The following is a 17,076-nucleotide window of genomic DNA, read 5'->3' on the forward strand; positions in this document are numbered from 1 at the left end:
CATGCGCCTGTTGTTATTGTTGAGTGCGCTGTCCCTGAGCCCGGCCGCCCTGGCCTACAGCTGTTCGGTGGCCAGCACGCCGCTGATGTTCGGCAGTGTCGCCGGGGTCGCCGAGCAGGTGCGCAGCAGCACCGCCAGCGTCACGGTCACCTGCCAGGCCGGTGCCAGCGCGGCCAGCGTTGCCTACGGCCTGTATATGGACGGTGCCGGTGACGACTTGCGCAGTGGCAGCGGTACCGCCCATTATCAGCTGTTCATGGCCAACGGTCGCCAGCCGATCCTGGCCGGGCAGGCGTTCGCCAGTGACAGCTATAGCCTGGCGGCCAACGCCAGTGTCACCCGTACCTACACGGTATACGCGCGCATGCAGCCGGGCCGCGACGGCGCGCCGGGCACCTACCAGGCCATGAACGCGATCCGGTTGGTGTACTGATGTTCAGGAGGATGTTCATGACCCCGTGCAAGCCTGTGTACCTGGCTGGTTTCGATGTGTTCCGCCGCGATGCGGTGGCGTATGGGCAGTACCTCAAGTCGCTGTGCGCCGAACAGGGGCTGCAAGGGGTATATCCTTTTGATAATCAGCTGCCGGCCGGCCTTGAGGGGCTGGCGGCGGCGCGCTGGATCTGCGAGCAGAACATCGCCATGATCCGGCGCTGCGATGGGGTGCTGGCCAACCTCAATATGTTCCGTGGCCAGGAGCCGGACTCCGGCACCGCCTTCGAGGTGGGCCTGGCGGTGGCCCTGGGCAAGCCGGTGTGGGCCTACTTCGCCCTCGACCGTAGCCTGCGCGAGCAGGTGCCCCACGACCCCCAGGGCTATGACGCCCAGGGCTTTGCCGTGGAAGATTTCAACCTGCCGCGCAATTTGATGTTGGCGGCCAGCTGGGCAGGGTACAGTGCTACGGTCGAACAGGCGGTGGGCGATCTTCGCCGGCACCTGGCATCGACCTCTTGAGGAGACAGGCGGCAATGGACGAAGTCGGGCAACTGGGCGAGATGCTCAAGCAATACGCGCTGAGTGAAGAGCACAAGAAACAGCAGTTCGAGGCCCAGTGCAGCCACTGGACCCTGAGCATCAATGCCCTGTTCGAGCAGATCGAGCAGTGGCTGCAGCCGCTGACCCAGGGCGGCCTGCTGGAGATCACCCGCGAACCCTTCCTGGCCGCCAACGCTGCCTTCGCGGCGCCGCTGTCGCCATTCGCCAGCCACAAGCTGACCATTACCCTGGCGCTGCGCAGCGTGGAGTTCGTGCCTGAAGTGATGGGTGCCAAGGGCCAGGTGTCGCTGGCGGTGATGGGCCTGACCTCCGACCGTTACGGCAGCATCAGCCTGATCTGCACGCCGCCGTCCCAGGACTGGCAGTGGCGCAAGGACCGTGGCGTCAAGGAGCCGGAAGTGCACCTGCTGACCGCCGACTACCTGGCGCAGCAACTGCAAGCGCTGATCCCGCGGCCGCTTCGGGGCTGAGTCGGCATGGGTGAGCGACCAGCGTTACTGGCCTGTGCCGACGACTACGCCAGCGGCGAGTTCATTGCCCCGCATTGCCATGCGCAGATCCAGCTGATCCATGCCACGGTGGGGGTGATGCGCGTGACCACCGCCCAGGGTAGCTGGGTGGTGCCGCCGGGGCATGCCCTGTGGGTACCGGCAGCGATGGAACATGGCATTCGCATGACCGGTCATGTGCAGATGCGCACCTTGTTCATCGAGCCGGCGGCCCTGGGTTTCGAGGTGCCGGCGTGCCAAGTGGTACGGGTGTCGGCACTGGTGCGCGAGCTGATCCTGGCGGCCATCGGCAGCCTGGGGGTGGCGCAGTGCGAGACCCACGACCGCCATCTGCTGGGCCTGCTGTTTGCCGAATTGCAGGTGGCGCCGCCGCTGGCCACCTACGTGCCGCTGCCCAGCCAGCCACGACTCAAGGCCCTGTGCGAAGCCTTCGTCGCCGACCCCTCGCAGGAATCCACCCTGCAGGACTGGGCCGATCAGAGCAACATGAGCTCGCGCACCCTGGCGCGGCTGTTCATGCGTGAATTGGGCATGACCTTTGGCGAATGGCGCACGCGCACGCGGCTGGTGCTGTGCTTGCAGCGGCTGGCGTCGGGGGTGACGATCCTGGAGGTGGCGCTGGAGCATGGGTATCAGAGCCCCAGTGCGTTCAGTGCGATGTTCAAGCGCGAGTTGGGGTATGCGCCTAGTCATTATACGGTGGGGTGAGGGGGGCTTTGGTGGTTATTGGAGGTGCATGGCTGGAGGTTTTTGGCGCTCTTTAGATCGCGCGCCGCCCGCGCGGCGCTTCCCTAGCTTCGCTAGGTCCCACATCTATTTCGGGCCAGTTATGTCTGTGCCATCACCTGGTCCGCCTTGTTTGTTCACTTCAGATCTGCTGTGGAAAAACAGAGCGGACCAGGTGACCTAACAGACAAAATTGGCCCGAAACAGATGTGGGACCGAGCGAAGCTCGGGAAGCGCCGCGCGGGCGGCGCGCGATCTGCGCAACACCACAAAACCCCCGCCATGCACCTCGCAATCCCAACCCAATCCCAACCCAATGTCCCAATCAAAACGACACTTGTCCCGAACGCATGCGCACCCAACCCATAGGATCCAATAACCTTCAAGCCTTGCCCAATAACAAGCAGGCCTGCAATGCCCCCCTCCCGTTTCCACCGCGTAAAACTGCTGCCCTGGCTGCTGCTCGCCACGCTGCCAGCCTGCAGCCAGTGGGCCAGCCATGAGCCCGCGCGCTCCGGCCTGAACCCCGGCAACGCGCTGCAACCGCTGCCGGCCCAGGTCAGCGACCAACCTCTGCCCGCCCACTGGTGGCAGCTGTACCGCGACCCGCAACTCAACCAGATGGTGCAACAGGCCTTGGCCCACAACCGTGACCTGGCCGTCGCCCAGGCCCATGTGCAGGCAATGCTGGGCGGCCTGCACCAGGCTGACGCGCAACGCTGGCCGTCGACCCAGGTGCAACTGGGCGCCAGCTACGGCAAGACCGCCGATGACCAGACCCTGGCGCAAGCCACCGACAGCCACGCCCCGGCCCAATGGGAATTCAACCCAGGCCTGGAGCTGGCCTATCAGGTAGACGTGTGGGGGCAGGTGCAGCATGCCATCGAGCAAGCCCAGGCCGACGCCCAGGCCGCGGCGGCCGCTGAGGATCAGCTGCGCGTGACCGTGGCCGCGCAGACCACCCGGGCTTATGTCAGTGCTTGCGCCTTGGCGGCTCGCGCGGTGGTGCAGCGCCAGTCGCTCAGCGTGCTGGGCGACAGCGTGCGGTTGCTCGAACGCCAGCGGCAGGGCGGGGTGGTGACCGATTTCGAGGTGTCGCGCATGCGCTCTTTGCTGGGCCAGACCCAGGCGCAGTTACCCATGCTGGAGGCACGCCGCCAGGCGGCCGTGTTCGAGCTGGCAACGCTCACCGGCACCACCACGCCCCAGCCGGTGACCTGCACCCAAGTACCGCAGTTGCAGCAGGAACTGCCCGTGGGCGATGGCTGGCAGTGGCTGGCCCGCCGCCCCGACATCCGCCAGGCCAACCGTGAATTGCAGGCCGCCAGCCTGCAAGTAGACGTCACCCAGGCCGACCTGTACCCCAAGGTCACCTTCGGCGCCTCAGTGACGTCCTCCAGCCACCCGGTCAACCAATTGGGCAGCAGCCAGGCGGTGATGTTCGGTATCGGCCCGCTGATCAGCTGGCAGTTTCCCAATCGTGCCGCCAATCGTGCCCGCGTCGAACAGGCCAAGGCCATGGAGCAGGGCGCCCTGAACCGCTTCGACGGCCAGGTGCTACTGGCCCTGCAGCAGGTTCGCCAGGCGCTGGCATTGTACGACGGCGAGCGCCAGCGCCACGGCGCCTTGACTGACGCGTTGAGCGACAGCCAGCGCGCCTTCGATCTGGCCCAGCGCAACTACCAGGCCGGCGCCCTGGACTTTCTCGATGTGCTGGACAGCGAACGCGAGCTGATCCGCCTCAAGGCGCAACTGGCCGATGCCGACGGCCAGTTGCTGCAACGCCAGATCAACCTGTTCGCCGCCCTGGGGGGCGGCTGGCAGCGCCCCGACACCCTTTCTGCCCATGCCGACGGAAGTAACCGATGAACATTGCCGCCCATGAGATCGAACACACTGAACACTTGGCCAAGGCCCGGCAACTGCGGCGCAAGCGTCAATTGCAGACAAGCGCTGCAGTACTGGGGCTTTGCGCAGCCGTGGGATGCGCGGCGTACTGGTGGCTGGAAGGGCGCTTTCTGGAAAGCACCGATGACGCCTATGTGCGCGCCGACTGGGTGCCGGTGAGTGCCCGCATCAATGGCTATGTGGCGCAAGTGCTGGTCAATGACGATCAGCCGGTCAAGGCCGGGCAGGTGCTGGTGCGCATCGATGACCGTGATTGTCAGGCGCGCCTGGCCCAGGCCCGCGCGGCGCTGGATGAGGCTGACGCTGCCGTGCGGGCCGGCCAGGCCAGCCTGAGCGTGGCCCATCAGCGGGTGGCCGCGCAGCAGGCGGCCATTGCCCAGGCCGCCGCCCAGGCTGAAGGTGCGCGGGCCGAGTTCCAGCGCGCCGGCCTGGACCGCCAGCGCTATCAAGGCCTGGTGCACGACCAGGCCGCCAGTGCCCAGCGCCTGGAAAGTGCGCAATCGAGCTTCGCCCAGGCCCGTGCCAGCCTCGATGCCGCACAGGCACGGCAACGCCAGCAGGACCTGGCCCTGACCATCGCCCGCGGTCGCGAACAGCTGGCCCAGGCCACGTTGCAAGGGCAGGTGGCGCGTCAGGCCCAGGCCCAGGCGCTGCTGACCCTGGCCGACAACGCCCTGCAGGACACCCTGATCCGCGCGCCCCTGGACGGCGTGGTTGGCCAGCGCAAGGTGCGCGAGCGCCAGTACCTGGCGCCGGGGTTGCCACTGCTGGCCGTGGTGCCGGTGCAGCAGGCCTACGTGGTGGCCAACTTCAAGGAAACCCAGTTGCAGGGCATGCACGCGGGGCAGCCGGTGGACGTGCGGGTGGACAGCTATGGCGGTCAGCGCCTGCACGGCCATGTCGCCAGTTTCTCGCCAGGCTCGGGCGCGGTGTTTGCCTTGCTGCCGTCAGATAACGCCACCGGCAACTTCACCAAGATCGTCCAGCGTTTCCCGGTGCGCATCGTGCTTGATGCCCACGACGAGCGCGCGCCGATCCTGCCCGGCATGTCGGTAGTCGCCACCGTGGACACCCGCGATGAGCGTTGAAGCGCCGGTCTCCCTGCGCGCCTGGGTGGCGGTGATCGGCGGATTGTTCGGCTGCTTCATGGCCGGCATGAACGTGCACGTGACCAGCGCTGCGCTGCCGGAAATCGAAGGGGCGCTGGGCGCCAGTTTTCAGGAGGGGTCGTGGATTTCCACGGCCTACCTGGTGGCAGAGATCGTCATGATCCCGCTCACCGCCTGGCTGGTGGAGGTGTTCTCGCTGCGACGGGTGATGCTGGTGGGGGCGTTCGTGTTTTTGCTGGCGTCAGTGGCCTGCTCGCTGGCGCCCAACCTGGCGGTAATGATCGCCATACGCGTGGTTCAGGGCGCGGCGGGGGCGGTGCTGATCCCGCTGTCGTTCCAGCTGATCATCACGCAATTGCCGGCCAGCAAGGTGCCCATGGGCATGGCGCTGTTCAGCCTGGCCAACAGCGTGGCCCAGGCGGCGGGGCCGTCCATTGGTGGCTGGCTGACGGATGCCTACAGCTGGCGCTGGATCTTCTACCTGCAATTGCTGCCCGGGGTGATGCTGCTGATGGCCATTGCCTGGGCCATCGATGCCAGCCCCATGAAATTGCAGCTACTCAGGCGCGGCGACTGGGCCGGCATCACCGCCATGATCATTGGCCTGGGCGGGGTGCAGATCGTGCTGGAGGAGGGCGGGCGCGAAGACTGGTTCGGCTCCAGCTATATCGTTGCCATGACGTGGGTGTCGTGCCTGGCGCTGGTGTATTTCGTCTGGTCGCAGCTGTATGGCAACCGGGCGTTCATCAACCTGCGCCTGCTCAAGGGTTACAACTTCGGCGTGGCCAGCGTGGCCATGTTCGTGTTCGGCGGCATGACCTTTGGCCTGGTGTTCCTGGTGCCCAACTACTTATCTCAGCAGCAGGGCTACAGCGCGCGCGAGGTGGGTGTCAGTTTGATCCTGTATGGCGTGGTGCAGTTGTTGCTGGCGCCGTTGATGCCGGCGCTGATGAAACGCCTGAACCCGAAACTGATGGTCGCCAGCGGCTTTTTGATCATGGCGCTGGGCTGCTACCTGGGCGCGTTCCTGGACGCTGACAGCGCCGCCAACGTCATCGTACCGTCGGTGGTGGTGCGCGGCATTGGCCAACCGCTGATCATGGTGGCGTTGTCGGTGCTGGCGGTGGCGGGCCTGAGCAAGGCCGAGGCGGGGTCGGCGTCGGCGCTGTTCTCGATGCTGCGCAACCTGGGCGGCGCGGTGGTGACCGCCGCCCTGGCCCAGGCGGTGGAAGTGCGCGAGCGGGTGCACAGCGAGCGCATCGGCGAAGGCCTTAACATCTTCACCCAGCCAGTGCAGGAACGCCTGGGCGGGATGCTGGATCCGTCCTTGCCGCAGCAGCAACAGACCCTGGCCCTGATGATGGACAGCGTCCGGCACCAGGCGTACCTGATGGCCTACAGCGATGCGTTCTACATCGCCTTCGTGGCGCTGGCCGGCTGCGCCGTGGCGGCGCTGATGATGCGCCGCTAACCCCAGCCCCCCAATCTGCTGCCTGGCCAACAAGGCTGACAACTCCGAGGGTCAGGCCATGGCACGTTGCAACAAATGTGGGACCGGGCTCTGCCCGGGAAGCGCCGCGCGGGCGGCGCTCGATCTCAAGAACGCCAAAAAAAATCCAGACATGCGCCTGTAAGCCCCCCTGCGGTCCCCAGCCAGGCACATCGGAGCCCCCCGCCCGTTCCGAAGCAGACCGCGTCATGGCACACCAGGTGCTAGCCGATGTTTCTGTGGCGCCCTTGAGATCGAGCGCCGCCCGCGCGGCGCATCGCGGCCAAGGCCGGCTCCTACATTTGTTGCAACGTGCCATGGCCTGACCCACCAGGTTGTCAGCCTTGTTTGTCCGTCTTTGGATAGGGGTTGCCTCGGCCTGGTCCCCCCTCCAAAGTTCAATCTTTTCACGCCCACCTACCAGATCAGGTAGTTGTGCCATTGCGCCATCACGTCGAGAATCGCTCCTATTGGCAGCCAGTGTTTGCGCTGCCGTGCCTGATTTGCAAAGCCCTCAGCCGTCTCACAACAACAAGGACGATCTCTTGGTCTGCCGTGCCTGTTACCCGGGCATCGGCGGCCTGTATGCACGCAAATGGATGATTCATGTGGGAGGTGTGACATGCGACACGACAATTTCGTGGTCGATGGGCTGTTCAAGGATTACAAGGTCTACGTCGAAAGGATCGGCAATGACCCGCGCAGGAAGAACGTGCTGTGCGTCAACGGCGCCATGGCCACCACCACCTCGTTTGCCCGGGCGGCCAAGGTGATGGCCGAGCACTTCAACGTGTACATGTTCGACCTGCCGTTCGCCGGTCGCTCCCGGGAGCACAACTGCCAGCAACACCTGGTGACCAAAGATGACGAGGTGCAGCTGCTGCTGGGGCTGATCGAGCGGTTTGAGATCCACCATATGGCGTCGGCGTCCTGGGGCGGTATTTCGACCCTGCTGGCGCTCAGCCACAACCCCGAGTCCATCGACAGTTCGGTGGTGATGGCTTTCGCACCCAGCCTGAACAAGGCGATGCTCGATTACGTGCAGAAGGCACGGCTGTTGATCGAAAGCGACAGCAAGTCCGACATCGGCCACCTGCTCAATGACACCGTGGGCCGCTACCTGCCGCCGCGCTTGAAGGCCAGCAACCACCAGCACATGGCCTCGCTGGCCAGCGGTGAATACCATCAGGCCAAGTTCCACATCGAACAGGTGCTGCAACTGGGTGGCGGCGATTACCTGCACCGGTTGCAAAGCATCAACAGCCACGTGCATTTCATCAACGGCCTGTGGGACGAATACACCAGCCCGGCCGACGCCCTGAATTTCGCCAAGTACGTGCCCAGTTGCAGCTTCGCCGTGCTGGAAGGCACGGGGCATTTCCTGGACCTTGAGTCGCGCCTGGCCGCCGCCCGCGTGCACCGGGCACTGATGGGGCATCTGTTGTCGGTGCCGTGGAAACCCGTGGTCGCCCAGGCCCGGTACGCCTGAGTGCCAGCATCCAGCGAGGTTCCCCCATGCAGGTAATCCTGGTGGCCATCGGTTCGGCCGGTGATGTCTTTCCCTTTATTGGCCTGGGCAAGGCGCTGGCCGAGCAGGGGCATGCTGTGACCCTGTGCAGCATGCCGCCGTTCCAGGCCGCGATCGAACAGCACGGCCTGGAGTTTGTCCCGGTGTGCGATGCGCTGACGTATCGCCAGGCCATGGACGACCCGCGCCTGTGGGAGCCCAAGACCTCGTTCGGCACCTTGTGGCAGGCCATCGCCGGCATGCTCGAGCCGGTGTATCGCTACGTGGTGTCGCGGCGTTTCGAGGACATCGTGGTGGTGGGGTCGCTGTGGGCGCTGGGGGCGCGCATCGCCCATGAGCGCTATGACATTCCCTACCTGTCGGTGCAGGTGTCGCCTTCCACACTGCTGTCGGCCCATGTGCCGCCGGTGCACCCCAAGTTCAACGTGTCGCCGCGCATGCCATTGCCGCTGCGCAAGTGGCTGTGGCGGGGCATTGAATACCTGAGCCTGGACCGTACCTGTGCGCCGGCCATCGATGCCCTGCGCCACAAGATCGGCCTGACCGGTACTGTGCAGCGGGTGTTCAGTCAATGGTTGCACGCGCCCCAGGGGGTGCTGTGCCTGTTCCCCGGCTGGTTCGCGGCGGTGCAGCCTGACTGGCCACGCCCGTTGAGCATGGTCGGCTTCCCGCTGTTCGACGGCAGCCAGGGCGGCGAGCTGGACCCGCAACTGCAAGCGTTTCTGGCGGCGGGCAGTGCGCCCATCGTGTTTACCCAGGGCTCGACCACGCACTTCGACCAGCGCTTCTACAGGCTGGCCATCAGCGCCCTGGCCAAGCTGGGCGCGCGGGGCATCTTCCTGACCGCAGACCGCGCGCCCATCGGCGATCTGCCGGCCAATGTGCTGCAGTGCAGTTACGCGCCCATGTCCACGCTATTGCCGCATTGCGCGGCGCTGGTCCATCCAGCGGGTGTGGGGGCCATGAGCCTGGCGCTGGCGGCGGGCATCCCTCAGGTGGTGATGCCCGTGGCCCACGACCAGTTCGACAACGCCGAGCGCCTGGTGCGCCTGGGGGCGGGTGTGCGCCTGACACTGCCCTTGGGCGAGCATGACCTGCTGGAAGCGCTGACGCACGTGCGCACCGACCCTGAGGTGCGTCAGGCCTGCCTGTTGGCCCATCAGCGTTCGCTGGCCAGTGACGCCTGCGCCCAGGCAGTCGAACTGATCGAGGAGTGCCATGCGCGGCATAGCGGTCAGGCGTTGTCGCGTGCGGTGTGACGGTTTATTGGCGTCATGTGAGTGGATGTTTTGTTGACACACAGCGACTGTGCGTTAGATTCCCCTGCACGGATGGGCAATCGAGAGCAGAGTCATGGACAAGGACAGCGATCTGGTGCGGTGGGCTGACGACCTGCGCGCCGAGATGCTTGCACAGCAGCACACCGAACAAGTGCTGGCGGTGCTGGACCGTGAGGTGCGTCGATTGGGCTTCGATTACTACGCCTGCGGCATCCGCCACCTGGTGCCGTTCACGCGGCCGATCACCGAAGTGATCGGTTCCTACCCCGACGATTGGCTGGCCCATTACCAGTCCCAGGACTACGCCCGTATCGATCCGGCGCTGCTGCATGGCCTGCGTTCCAGCGAGATGGTGATATGGGACGATGCCCTGTTTGGCGAGAGCCACCAGCTGTGGGGCGAGGCGCGTGAACACGGTCTGCGGGTGGGCGCCACCTTGCCGCTGCGCAGCAGCAACCAGACCCTGAGCGTGCTCTCGGTGGCCCGCCAGGCCGGCAGGATCAGCCGTGCGGAAAGCGCCGTGGTGCGTCTGCATCTGCGCTGCCTGATCGAACACGCCATGCAGCGCCTGGCCGAGCTGGGCCATCCGATGCTGTCGCAGCCATCCATCACCCTCAGCCAGCGTGAGCGCCAGGTGCTGCAATGGACCGCCGATGGCAAGAGCTCCGGCGAAATCGCGCTGATCCTGGATATCTCGATCAACACCGTCAACTTTCACCTCAAGGCCATCCTGAAAAAATTCAAGGCCACCAGCAAGACGCTTGCGGCGGCCCACGCCGCGATGCTTGGGCTGCTCTAGGAAAAGGAAATTTCCCTGAATGATTCAGATCATCAGCCAACGCCACAGCGAACTGTCGGCGCCGCTGCGAGACGCACTGGGGCGCTATCGACATGCCGTGTTCATCGAACAGATGGGCTGGGATGTCACCTCCACGTCGCCCTTGCCAGGGCGTGAGTTCGACCAGTTCGACCATCCTGGCACCCGCTACATCATCGCCTTGGACCGTCACGGCCAGGTGCAGGGTTGCGCGCGCCTGCTGCCAACGGTGGAGCCCTACCTGTTGGGCGATGTGTTCGACTACCTGTGTGACCAGCCGCCGCCGGCCAACCGCCAGACCTGGGAGATATCGCGTTTTGCCGCCCGCGCCGAGCAGGATCCGCAGTTGGCCATGCGGGTATTCTGGAGCACCTTGCACGCGGCCTGGGAGCTGGGCGCCAGCGCCGTGGTGGCGGTGACCACGGCTTCGCTGGAACGCTACTTCCAGCGCAACGGCGTGGTGCAGCAGCGCCTGGGCCCTGCGCGCAAGGTCAAGGGCGAGTGCCTGGTGGCCTTGCATTTCGATGCCTGGCAGCCAGGTGGCGTAAGCGCGTTGGGGTTGGGGGCGGTTGCCTAGTCGAAGGTTAACTCGGGGTCGTCCAGCCGCCCCAGGCGGAACGCCAGGTAGTCCAGCAGGTAGTTCTGGCGCAGCAGCCAGGGCGCCCGCGTGCCTTGCTTGGGTAAACCGTCCAGCGCCCGCAATACGTAGCCTGCGCTGATATCCAGCAGCGGTCGGCGCGCGCCACCGGGGCCTTGCAGATGGGCGACGCATCGGCGGTAGCCGTGCTTTTGCATGTGGTTGAGCAGGCGGCATACATGCTGCGAGGACAGATCGGCGCGCAGGGTCCATGACGCGTTGGTGTAGCCAACGCAGAACGCCAGGTTTGGCACGCCATCCAGCAGCAGGCCCTGGTAAGCCAGGCGCTGGCCCAGGTCCACGGGCTGGCCGTCGACATTCAGCGCCATGCCGCCGCAGGCCTGCAGCGTCAGGCCGGTGGCGGTGACGATGATGTCGGCGGCCAGGTGCTCGCCCGAGCTCAGGCGCAGGCCATCGGGTTCGACACGGGCAATGGTGTCGGTGACGACCCGCGCCTTGCCGCTGGCGATGGCCTTGAACAGATCGCCGTCCGGCACGATGCACAGGCGCTGGTCCCACGGCGCGTAGCGGGGATTGAAGTGGGTGTCCACCGGGTAGCTCGCCGGCAGCGAGCGTCTGACCCCCAGGCGCAGCAAGCGGCGTGACAGCGTCGGTAGCCGCTTGCACAGCTGGTACAAGGCCTGGCCGCCCAGCGCGTTCTTCCAGCGGGCCAGGCTGCCGGCCAGGTGCGCCGGCAGGTGGCGACGCAGCAGGTTGGCCAGGCCATCACGGGCGGGCAAGGCCAGCACGTAGCTGGGCGAGCGCTGCAGCAGCGTGACCTGCCGCGCGGTGGCCGCGAGGGCGGGCACCAGGGTAACGGCGGTGGCGCCACTGCCGATCACCACCACATTCCGGTCGCTGCAATCCAGATCGGCCGGCCATTGTTGCGGGTGCACCCAGCGTCCTGCAAAGCACTGCTCATCGGGGAAGGTCGGGCGATAGCCCTGCGCATAATCGTAGTAGCCGCAGCACAGGTAGAGGAAGGCGCATTGCAGGTCGTGCCGCTGGCCGTCGACCTCGACGCTGACCTGCCACATCGCTTGTCGTGAATCCCACGAAGCGGCCGTTACTCTGTGCCCGAAACGGATATGCCGCTCAATGTCACCAGCCCGCGCGGTATCGCGCAGGTAGGCATTGATGCTGGCGCCATCGGCGATCGACGCGCTGCCTTGCCAGGGCCGGAAGGGGTAGCTGAGGGTGAACATGTCGGAGTCCGAGCGGATGCCGGGGTAACGGAACAGGTCCCAGGTGCCGCCCAGCGCATCGCGCGCCTCCAGCACCGCGTAGCGCCGGCCGGGGCACTGGGTTTGCAGGCGCCAGGCGGCACCGATGCCGGACAGGCCGGCGCCGACGATCAATACGTCGAAGGTGGCGATTGTCATGATCTTCCTTGTCGTAACCTGTAATGATTGCCGCCCATATCTGCATCACCAATGACATAAATTTGATAACTGTTCACTGATAATGTGCGCGCTCCCAACAATAAACGGAATTGCTTCGATGGGTACCCGATTCGTCCAGTTGCTGTCGTTCATCACCATCACCGGCCTTGTTTTCCTGACCCTGACAGGCATCGCCAATGCTTGAGCTGCCTGCCAATGCTTCGCGTGGTATCACCCGCCAGGCCTGCCTGGCGGGCCTTGTCGCGCTGATCCTGTTCATGGCCGGCGCCTGGGGCCAGGCACCTATCGGTTTCGATTCGCGCTTCTTCATGTTTGCCCAGGAGATGCTGCGCCATGGGCCGTCGTTTTTCCCCACCACGTACGGTGCGCCCTACGCCGACTACTCGGCGACTTCCACGTTTTTCATCTGGCTGTTTTCGCTGCCGGCAGGGCAGGTCAACAGCTTCAGTGCCTGGCTGCCCAGCGGTATTGCCGCTGCGGTGATCGTGGCGCTGCTGTACCGGCTGGTGGCGCCGTATTCACGGTCGTGGGCGCTGATCAGCATTGCGTTGCTGGCACTTAGCGGCACATTCGTCATGGAAACCCGCGCGGTCTCCCAGGACCTGATGCTGGCGGCGGTGAGCCTGGCGGTGTTCTACCTGGGCTATGCCAGTGATCACTTCCACACCCCTCGCCGACTGTGGGCGTTGCTGGCGCTGGTGGTGCTGGGCTTTGCCATTCGCGGCCCGATCGGCCTGGTGGTACCTACCGGCATGCTGTGCGGTTATTACCTGGTCAATGGCCAGTGGAAGCGCCTGTTCACCTTCGGCTTCTGCGCCCTGGCGTTGCTGGGGCTGTGCATTGGCCTGCTGCTGTGGTTGGCGCGGTTGAGCGGCGGTGATGCCTTCGTCACGGACGTGATCCACATGCAGGTCACCGGTCGCATCGACGGCAGCGAAGGTGCCAGTGGCCCGCTGTACTATTTCATCAGTTCGCTGGGCAACTATGCCCTGGCCTATCCGTTGGCGCTGTTGGTGCTGGCCGGGGCCTGGTTCGCAGGCCCGGCACGCCAGGGGCCTGGGTTGCAGTTGCTCAAGTGCTGTGCGGTAGCGGGGTTGATCGTGCTGCTGGGGCTGTCCGTGCCCCAGGCCAAGAAAGCACGCTACGTGTTGCCGATGCTGCCCATGGCTGCCGTGATTGCCGGCTACCCGTTTCATCGACTGGGCGGGCGGGTGTTCGCCTGGCTGCGCGGCATCATGCAGGGGCTGTGGCTGGTGATGCCGGCGCTGCTGATGGCAGGGCTGCTGGTGGCCCACCATCGGTTCGCGCAATGGTTGCCGCACGTGACGGTGCCGGTGGTGCTGCTGGCCGTGATCCAGCTGGTGGCTGTGGCGCTGCTGTGGCGTGACAAGGCGCGGGCCGTGGGCCTGGCCTTCTGTGCGGTGCTGGCCCTGTGGTCCAGTTATATCCTGGTGTTCGAGCCGGTGGAGCAGGTGATGTACGACACCCGGCACTTCAGCCAGGCGGTCGACCAGGCCGTGCAGCAGGCCCCGGGGCCGCTGGTGCTGCATGGCATGGGCAAGGATGCCAAGGCGATCAAGTTCATGGTCAACCTGGATCACGACCTGCTGCCGCAGTTCACCGACAGCCCGGCACAGCTTGCGGCGTTGCCGGCCGGCACCTGGGTGATGATGGACGCCAAGGATCATGCCGTGCTGCAAGGCACCGCCCTGGGCAGCGTGCCGCCGACAGTGCGGGGCACCTTCGACAAGGATGACTACGTGCTGCTGCGCACCCCGTAGCCGCTGCCGGCACAGACCCGCTGTAGCCGCTAAGGGCCAGCGCAGCCTGACGGCAGCGGCTACAGGACGAGTTTGTGAGCCTCAAGGCTTGAGGGCGGTGTCCCAGTCTTGCGGGTTGATGACGCCCAGGGCGCTGGGCTTGATGTGGTGATGCACGCGGATGAAGAATGCCGCGCCATATTCGCTGGCCGCGGCATGCTGGTAATCGAGCTGGGCTTCCAGCTTGCTGATGCAATCGCTGTGTCCCACCAGCACCAGGTTGCGATGGGGCTGCTTGTGCGCGATGGCTTCCTGCATCAGGGTCTTGCGATCGCAGTTCCATAACCATTGCTGGGTCTGGCTGGCAGCACCGAACATGAATTGCCCGGTCTGCATCGTCCGCACGGCGGGGCTGGTCATGACGTCGGCGTTGGCCATGCCCAGGGTCTTGAAGCCGTCACCGACGCGCACGGCCACCTGGCTGCCGTCGTGGGTAATGCCATCGGCCACGGCCAGGCAGGCGCCATCGGAGCGGTCGCACCGTTCGGTGTGGCGGACCACCGCGATCACGTCCCCCGCCGCCCAGTGTTTGAGCATCTGGGTCTTGGCCATGTTGCCCTCTTCGCCCAGATTAAGCGGGGAGCGTGGCCACACCATGAAACCGGCGATCAGAGCGGGCAGAAGCAGCGCTGCGCAGCCGATCGTCAGCCCTGTGAACCGGGTGCGGGGCAGAGGGCGCGAAGATGAGGTCATGGCCGGTTACCGATCAAATCCAAGCCTGCCACACTATGGGCGACAAAGTGGGGGAGCGGTGAAAGCGATGTGAAAAATTCGAAAATTCACCGCAGGGCGATCGATTGTCATCTGTCGCTGCTCCCAAGGCATTCGTCACGTGTTTTTGACGCGCAGGATGGTATACGCCTTGCACAATTGGGCGCTGCTCCTTCGCGCCCGGCCAGTACAAGAAAGAACGTGGGGGCTACATGCAAATTCTGGTGGTTGAGGACAATATTGATATCCTCGATAACGTGACCGAATACCTGCAATTGCGCGGCTGTGAAGTCACGCGGGCCGAGGACGGCCTGAGCGGCCTGCACCTGGCGGCCACGCGGTCGTTTGACATGATCATTCTGGACGTGATGCTGCCGGGCATGACCGGTACCCAGGTGTGCCAGCGCCTGCGCGAAAGCTCGCGCGCCGACACGCCGGTGATCATGCTGACCGCCCGTGATGCGTTGTCCGACCGCCTGGAGGGCTTCAAGGCGGGCGCCGACGACTACCTGATCAAGCCGTTCGCGCTATCGGAGTTGATGGCGCGTATCGAGGCGCTGGTGTGGCGGTTCAAGCGCAAGAGCTCAAGGGTGCTCAAGGTACATGACCTGGAGTACGACCTGGACACCTTGCAGATCACCCGCGCCGACACGCCGCTGCGCCTCAACCCTACCAACCTGAAAATGCTCGAACTGCTGATGCGCCGCAGCCCGGCGGTGGTCACCCGACGCGAGCTGGAGGAGACGGTGTGGGGCGAGTACACCCCCAACAGTGACAGCCTGCGCAGCAACCTGCATCTGTTGCGGCGCATGGTCGACAAGCCGTTTGGCGTACCGTTGATTCACACCATCCATGGCATCGGCTACCAGTTGGTGTGCAAGGGGATTGAGGCTGACGGGGAGGAAGATCCGGTCTAAAACGTTTCTACGAAATTTTCATATTCGATTATGTCCGATACGTTATAAATGGAAACATTTTGTAACTTGTGTACGGACGCGCTGCGCAGAAAGCGGGCGTTTTACATGTCCGGCACACGGATATGCGTAGGCGATATTTATGACCGAAGTTGTCAGCTTGCCCCTCTCGGCTTGGACAGACACGATTGAAGCAGGGGTTCAGGCCCAAGGGTTGGCGGCGCTTGAGGCTGGCAACGTATTGGCCTTCCCTGGCCTGCGCTTTGAGGTCGGTGAGCTGGAGCATGACCTGCTGAGCCCGCAAGCGGGTGGCAAGAGCAAGAACATCAGCCTGTCGCCCCAGGGCGATGCGCTCAAGGGCGTGGAGGGCGACGAGGCCCGTGCGCGGCAGATGCAGGCGATGGTGGGGCGTTTTGCCGACTGCGCCGAAACCTTGGTGCGCAACCTGCTGGCGCCTTATGCCGGGGCTCTGCAGCGGGCGCGTACCAGCTTCCGGCCCGAGGAAGTTGCGGGGCGCCAGACGTCATGGCGCAAGGATGACACCCGCCTGCACGTGGATAACTTTCCGTCCTCGCCCACCCGTGGCAAACGCATTCTGCGCGTGTTCGCCAACATCAACCCCCAGGGCGAGCCACGCTGCTGGCGCCTGGGCGAGCCCTTCGAGCAACTGGCGCAGCGTTATGCCAATGCGTTGCCCAAGCCGCTGTGGGGTTCGGCGGCTCTGCTCAACGCCTTGGGCATCACCAAGGCGCCGCGTAGCGCCTACGACCACTACATGCTGCACCTGCACGACCGCATGAAGGCAGACCTGGCCTACCAGCAGTCTGCGCCCCAGCGTGTCTGGCAATTTCCGGCGGGCACCGTGTGGATGGTGTTTACCGACCAGGTGTCCCACGCGGCGACGCGGGGCAAATGCGCGTTGGAGCAGACCTTCCTGCTGCCGGTCGACGCCATGCAAGACATCGAGCGCGCCCCGCTGCGCGTACTTGAACGCCTGATGGCACGCAAGCTGGCCTGATTGTCCCTCATTCGCCGACCTGTAGCCGCTGCCGAAGGCTGCGCTGGGCCTGTGCCCCGCTGTAGATCTGTAGGGTTCACGCCGGCCAGCGCAGCCTGGCTGCAGCGGCTACGGGCTGTAGCCGCTGCCGAAGGCTGCGCTGGGCCTGTGCCCCGCTGTAGATCTGTAGGGTTCACACCGGCCAGCGCAGCCTGGCGGCAGCGGCTACGGG

Annotated in this window: 15 protein-coding genes and 1 pseudogene; 14 read left to right on the top strand and 2 right to left on the bottom strand. The window is 65.0% G+C overall.

Features of this window, described 5'->3' with window-relative positions:
- The first annotated feature begins 1 nt into the window (after position 1).
- The 11 genes from ACZ9GA_RS06175 to ACZ9GA_RS06225 all read left to right on the top strand — a co-directional run bounded on the left by ACZ9GA_RS06175 (position 2) and on the right by ACZ9GA_RS06225 (position 10,939).
- A complete protein-coding gene (locus ACZ9GA_RS06175) occupies positions 2-433 on the top strand; it encodes a spore coat protein U domain-containing protein (protein ID WP_457363504.1) in 432 nt (143 codons plus the stop codon).
- Between the two features lie 17 nt (positions 434-450).
- Positions 451-954, top strand: coding sequence for a nucleoside 2-deoxyribosyltransferase (locus ACZ9GA_RS06180; RefSeq protein ID WP_457363503.1), 504 nt, complete (start codon positions 451-453; stop codon positions 952-954).
- A gap of 14 nt (positions 955-968) precedes the next feature.
- Positions 969-1,466 carry a hypothetical protein gene (locus ACZ9GA_RS06185; protein ID WP_457363502.1) on the top strand — a complete coding sequence of 166 codons (498 nt, stop codon included), beginning with the start codon at positions 969-971 and terminating at the stop codon, positions 1,464-1,466.
- Positions 1,467-1,472: 6 nt separating this feature from the next.
- Entirely contained in the window at positions 1,473-2,213 is a 741-nt protein-coding gene (locus ACZ9GA_RS06190) for an AraC family transcriptional regulator (RefSeq protein WP_457363501.1), read from the top strand.
- A 432-nt stretch (positions 2,214-2,645) separates the two neighbouring features.
- Positions 2,646-4,100, top strand: a complete 1,455-nt coding sequence (locus ACZ9GA_RS06195) for an efflux transporter outer membrane subunit (RefSeq protein WP_457363500.1) — start codon at positions 2,646-2,648, stop codon at positions 4,098-4,100.
- Positions 4,097-5,227 carry an HlyD family secretion protein gene (locus ACZ9GA_RS06200; protein WP_457363499.1) on the top strand — a complete coding sequence of 377 codons (1,131 nt, stop codon included), beginning with the start codon at positions 4,097-4,099 and terminating at the stop codon, positions 5,225-5,227. The genes ACZ9GA_RS06195 and ACZ9GA_RS06200 overlap by 4 nt, the downstream gene beginning before the upstream one ends.
- Complete coding sequence (locus tag ACZ9GA_RS06205; RefSeq protein WP_457363498.1) at positions 5,217-6,719, top strand: MDR family MFS transporter; 1,503 nt, start codon at positions 5,217-5,219, stop codon at positions 6,717-6,719. The genes ACZ9GA_RS06200 and ACZ9GA_RS06205 overlap by 11 nt, the downstream gene beginning before the upstream one ends.
- 640 nt (positions 6,720-7,359) lie before the next feature.
- Positions 7,360-8,226, top strand: a complete 867-nt coding sequence (locus tag ACZ9GA_RS06210; RefSeq protein ID WP_457363497.1) for an alpha/beta fold hydrolase — start codon at positions 7,360-7,362, stop codon at positions 8,224-8,226.
- Between the two features lie 26 nt (positions 8,227-8,252).
- On the top strand, positions 8,253-9,524 hold the full coding sequence (locus ACZ9GA_RS06215; RefSeq protein ID WP_457363496.1) for a glycosyltransferase: 1,272 nt from the start codon (positions 8,253-8,255) through the stop codon (positions 9,522-9,524).
- Between the two features lie 94 nt (positions 9,525-9,618).
- On the top strand, positions 9,619-10,344 hold the full coding sequence (locus ACZ9GA_RS06220) for an autoinducer binding domain-containing protein (protein WP_457363495.1): 726 nt from the start codon (positions 9,619-9,621) through the stop codon (positions 10,342-10,344).
- 19 nt (positions 10,345-10,363) lie between these two features.
- Positions 10,364-10,939: an acyl-homoserine-lactone synthase gene (locus tag ACZ9GA_RS06225; RefSeq protein ID WP_457363494.1), complete on the top strand. Its 576-nt coding sequence runs from the start codon at positions 10,364-10,366 to the stop codon at positions 10,937-10,939.
- On the opposite strand, the pseudogene ACZ9GA_RS06230 reads toward ACZ9GA_RS06225, so the two are convergent.
- Positions 10,936-12,387: pseudogene (locus ACZ9GA_RS06230) on the bottom strand (flavin-containing monooxygenase); the annotation flags it as partial. The gene ACZ9GA_RS06225 and the pseudogene ACZ9GA_RS06230 sit on opposite strands and share 4 nt — an antisense overlap.
- 191 nt (positions 12,388-12,578) lie before the next feature.
- Here ACZ9GA_RS06230 and ACZ9GA_RS06235 point away from each other — a divergent pair.
- Complete coding sequence (locus ACZ9GA_RS06235; protein ID WP_457363493.1) at positions 12,579-14,183, top strand: ArnT family glycosyltransferase; 1,605 nt, start codon at positions 12,579-12,581, stop codon at positions 14,181-14,183.
- A gap of 81 nt (positions 14,184-14,264) precedes the next feature.
- Here ACZ9GA_RS06235 and pmrG read toward each other — a convergent pair whose 3' ends face one another.
- A complete protein-coding gene (pmrG, locus tag ACZ9GA_RS06240) occupies positions 14,265-14,915 on the bottom strand; it encodes a lipopolysaccharide core heptose(II)-phosphate phosphatase PmrG (protein WP_476226447.1) in 651 nt (216 codons plus the stop codon).
- A gap of 230 nt (positions 14,916-15,145) precedes the next feature.
- Between pmrG and ACZ9GA_RS06245 the strand changes: the two genes are divergently transcribed.
- Positions 15,146-15,850, top strand: a complete 705-nt coding sequence (locus ACZ9GA_RS06245) for a response regulator transcription factor (protein WP_457363491.1) — start codon at positions 15,146-15,148, stop codon at positions 15,848-15,850.
- A gap of 139 nt (positions 15,851-15,989) precedes the next feature.
- Entirely contained in the window at positions 15,990-16,865 is an 876-nt protein-coding gene (locus tag ACZ9GA_RS06250) for a Kdo hydroxylase KdoO (protein ID WP_457363490.1), read from the top strand.
- Positions 16,866-17,076: the final 211 nt, after the last annotated feature.

This window comes from Pseudomonas sp. TE3644 (genome assembly GCF_056278815.1).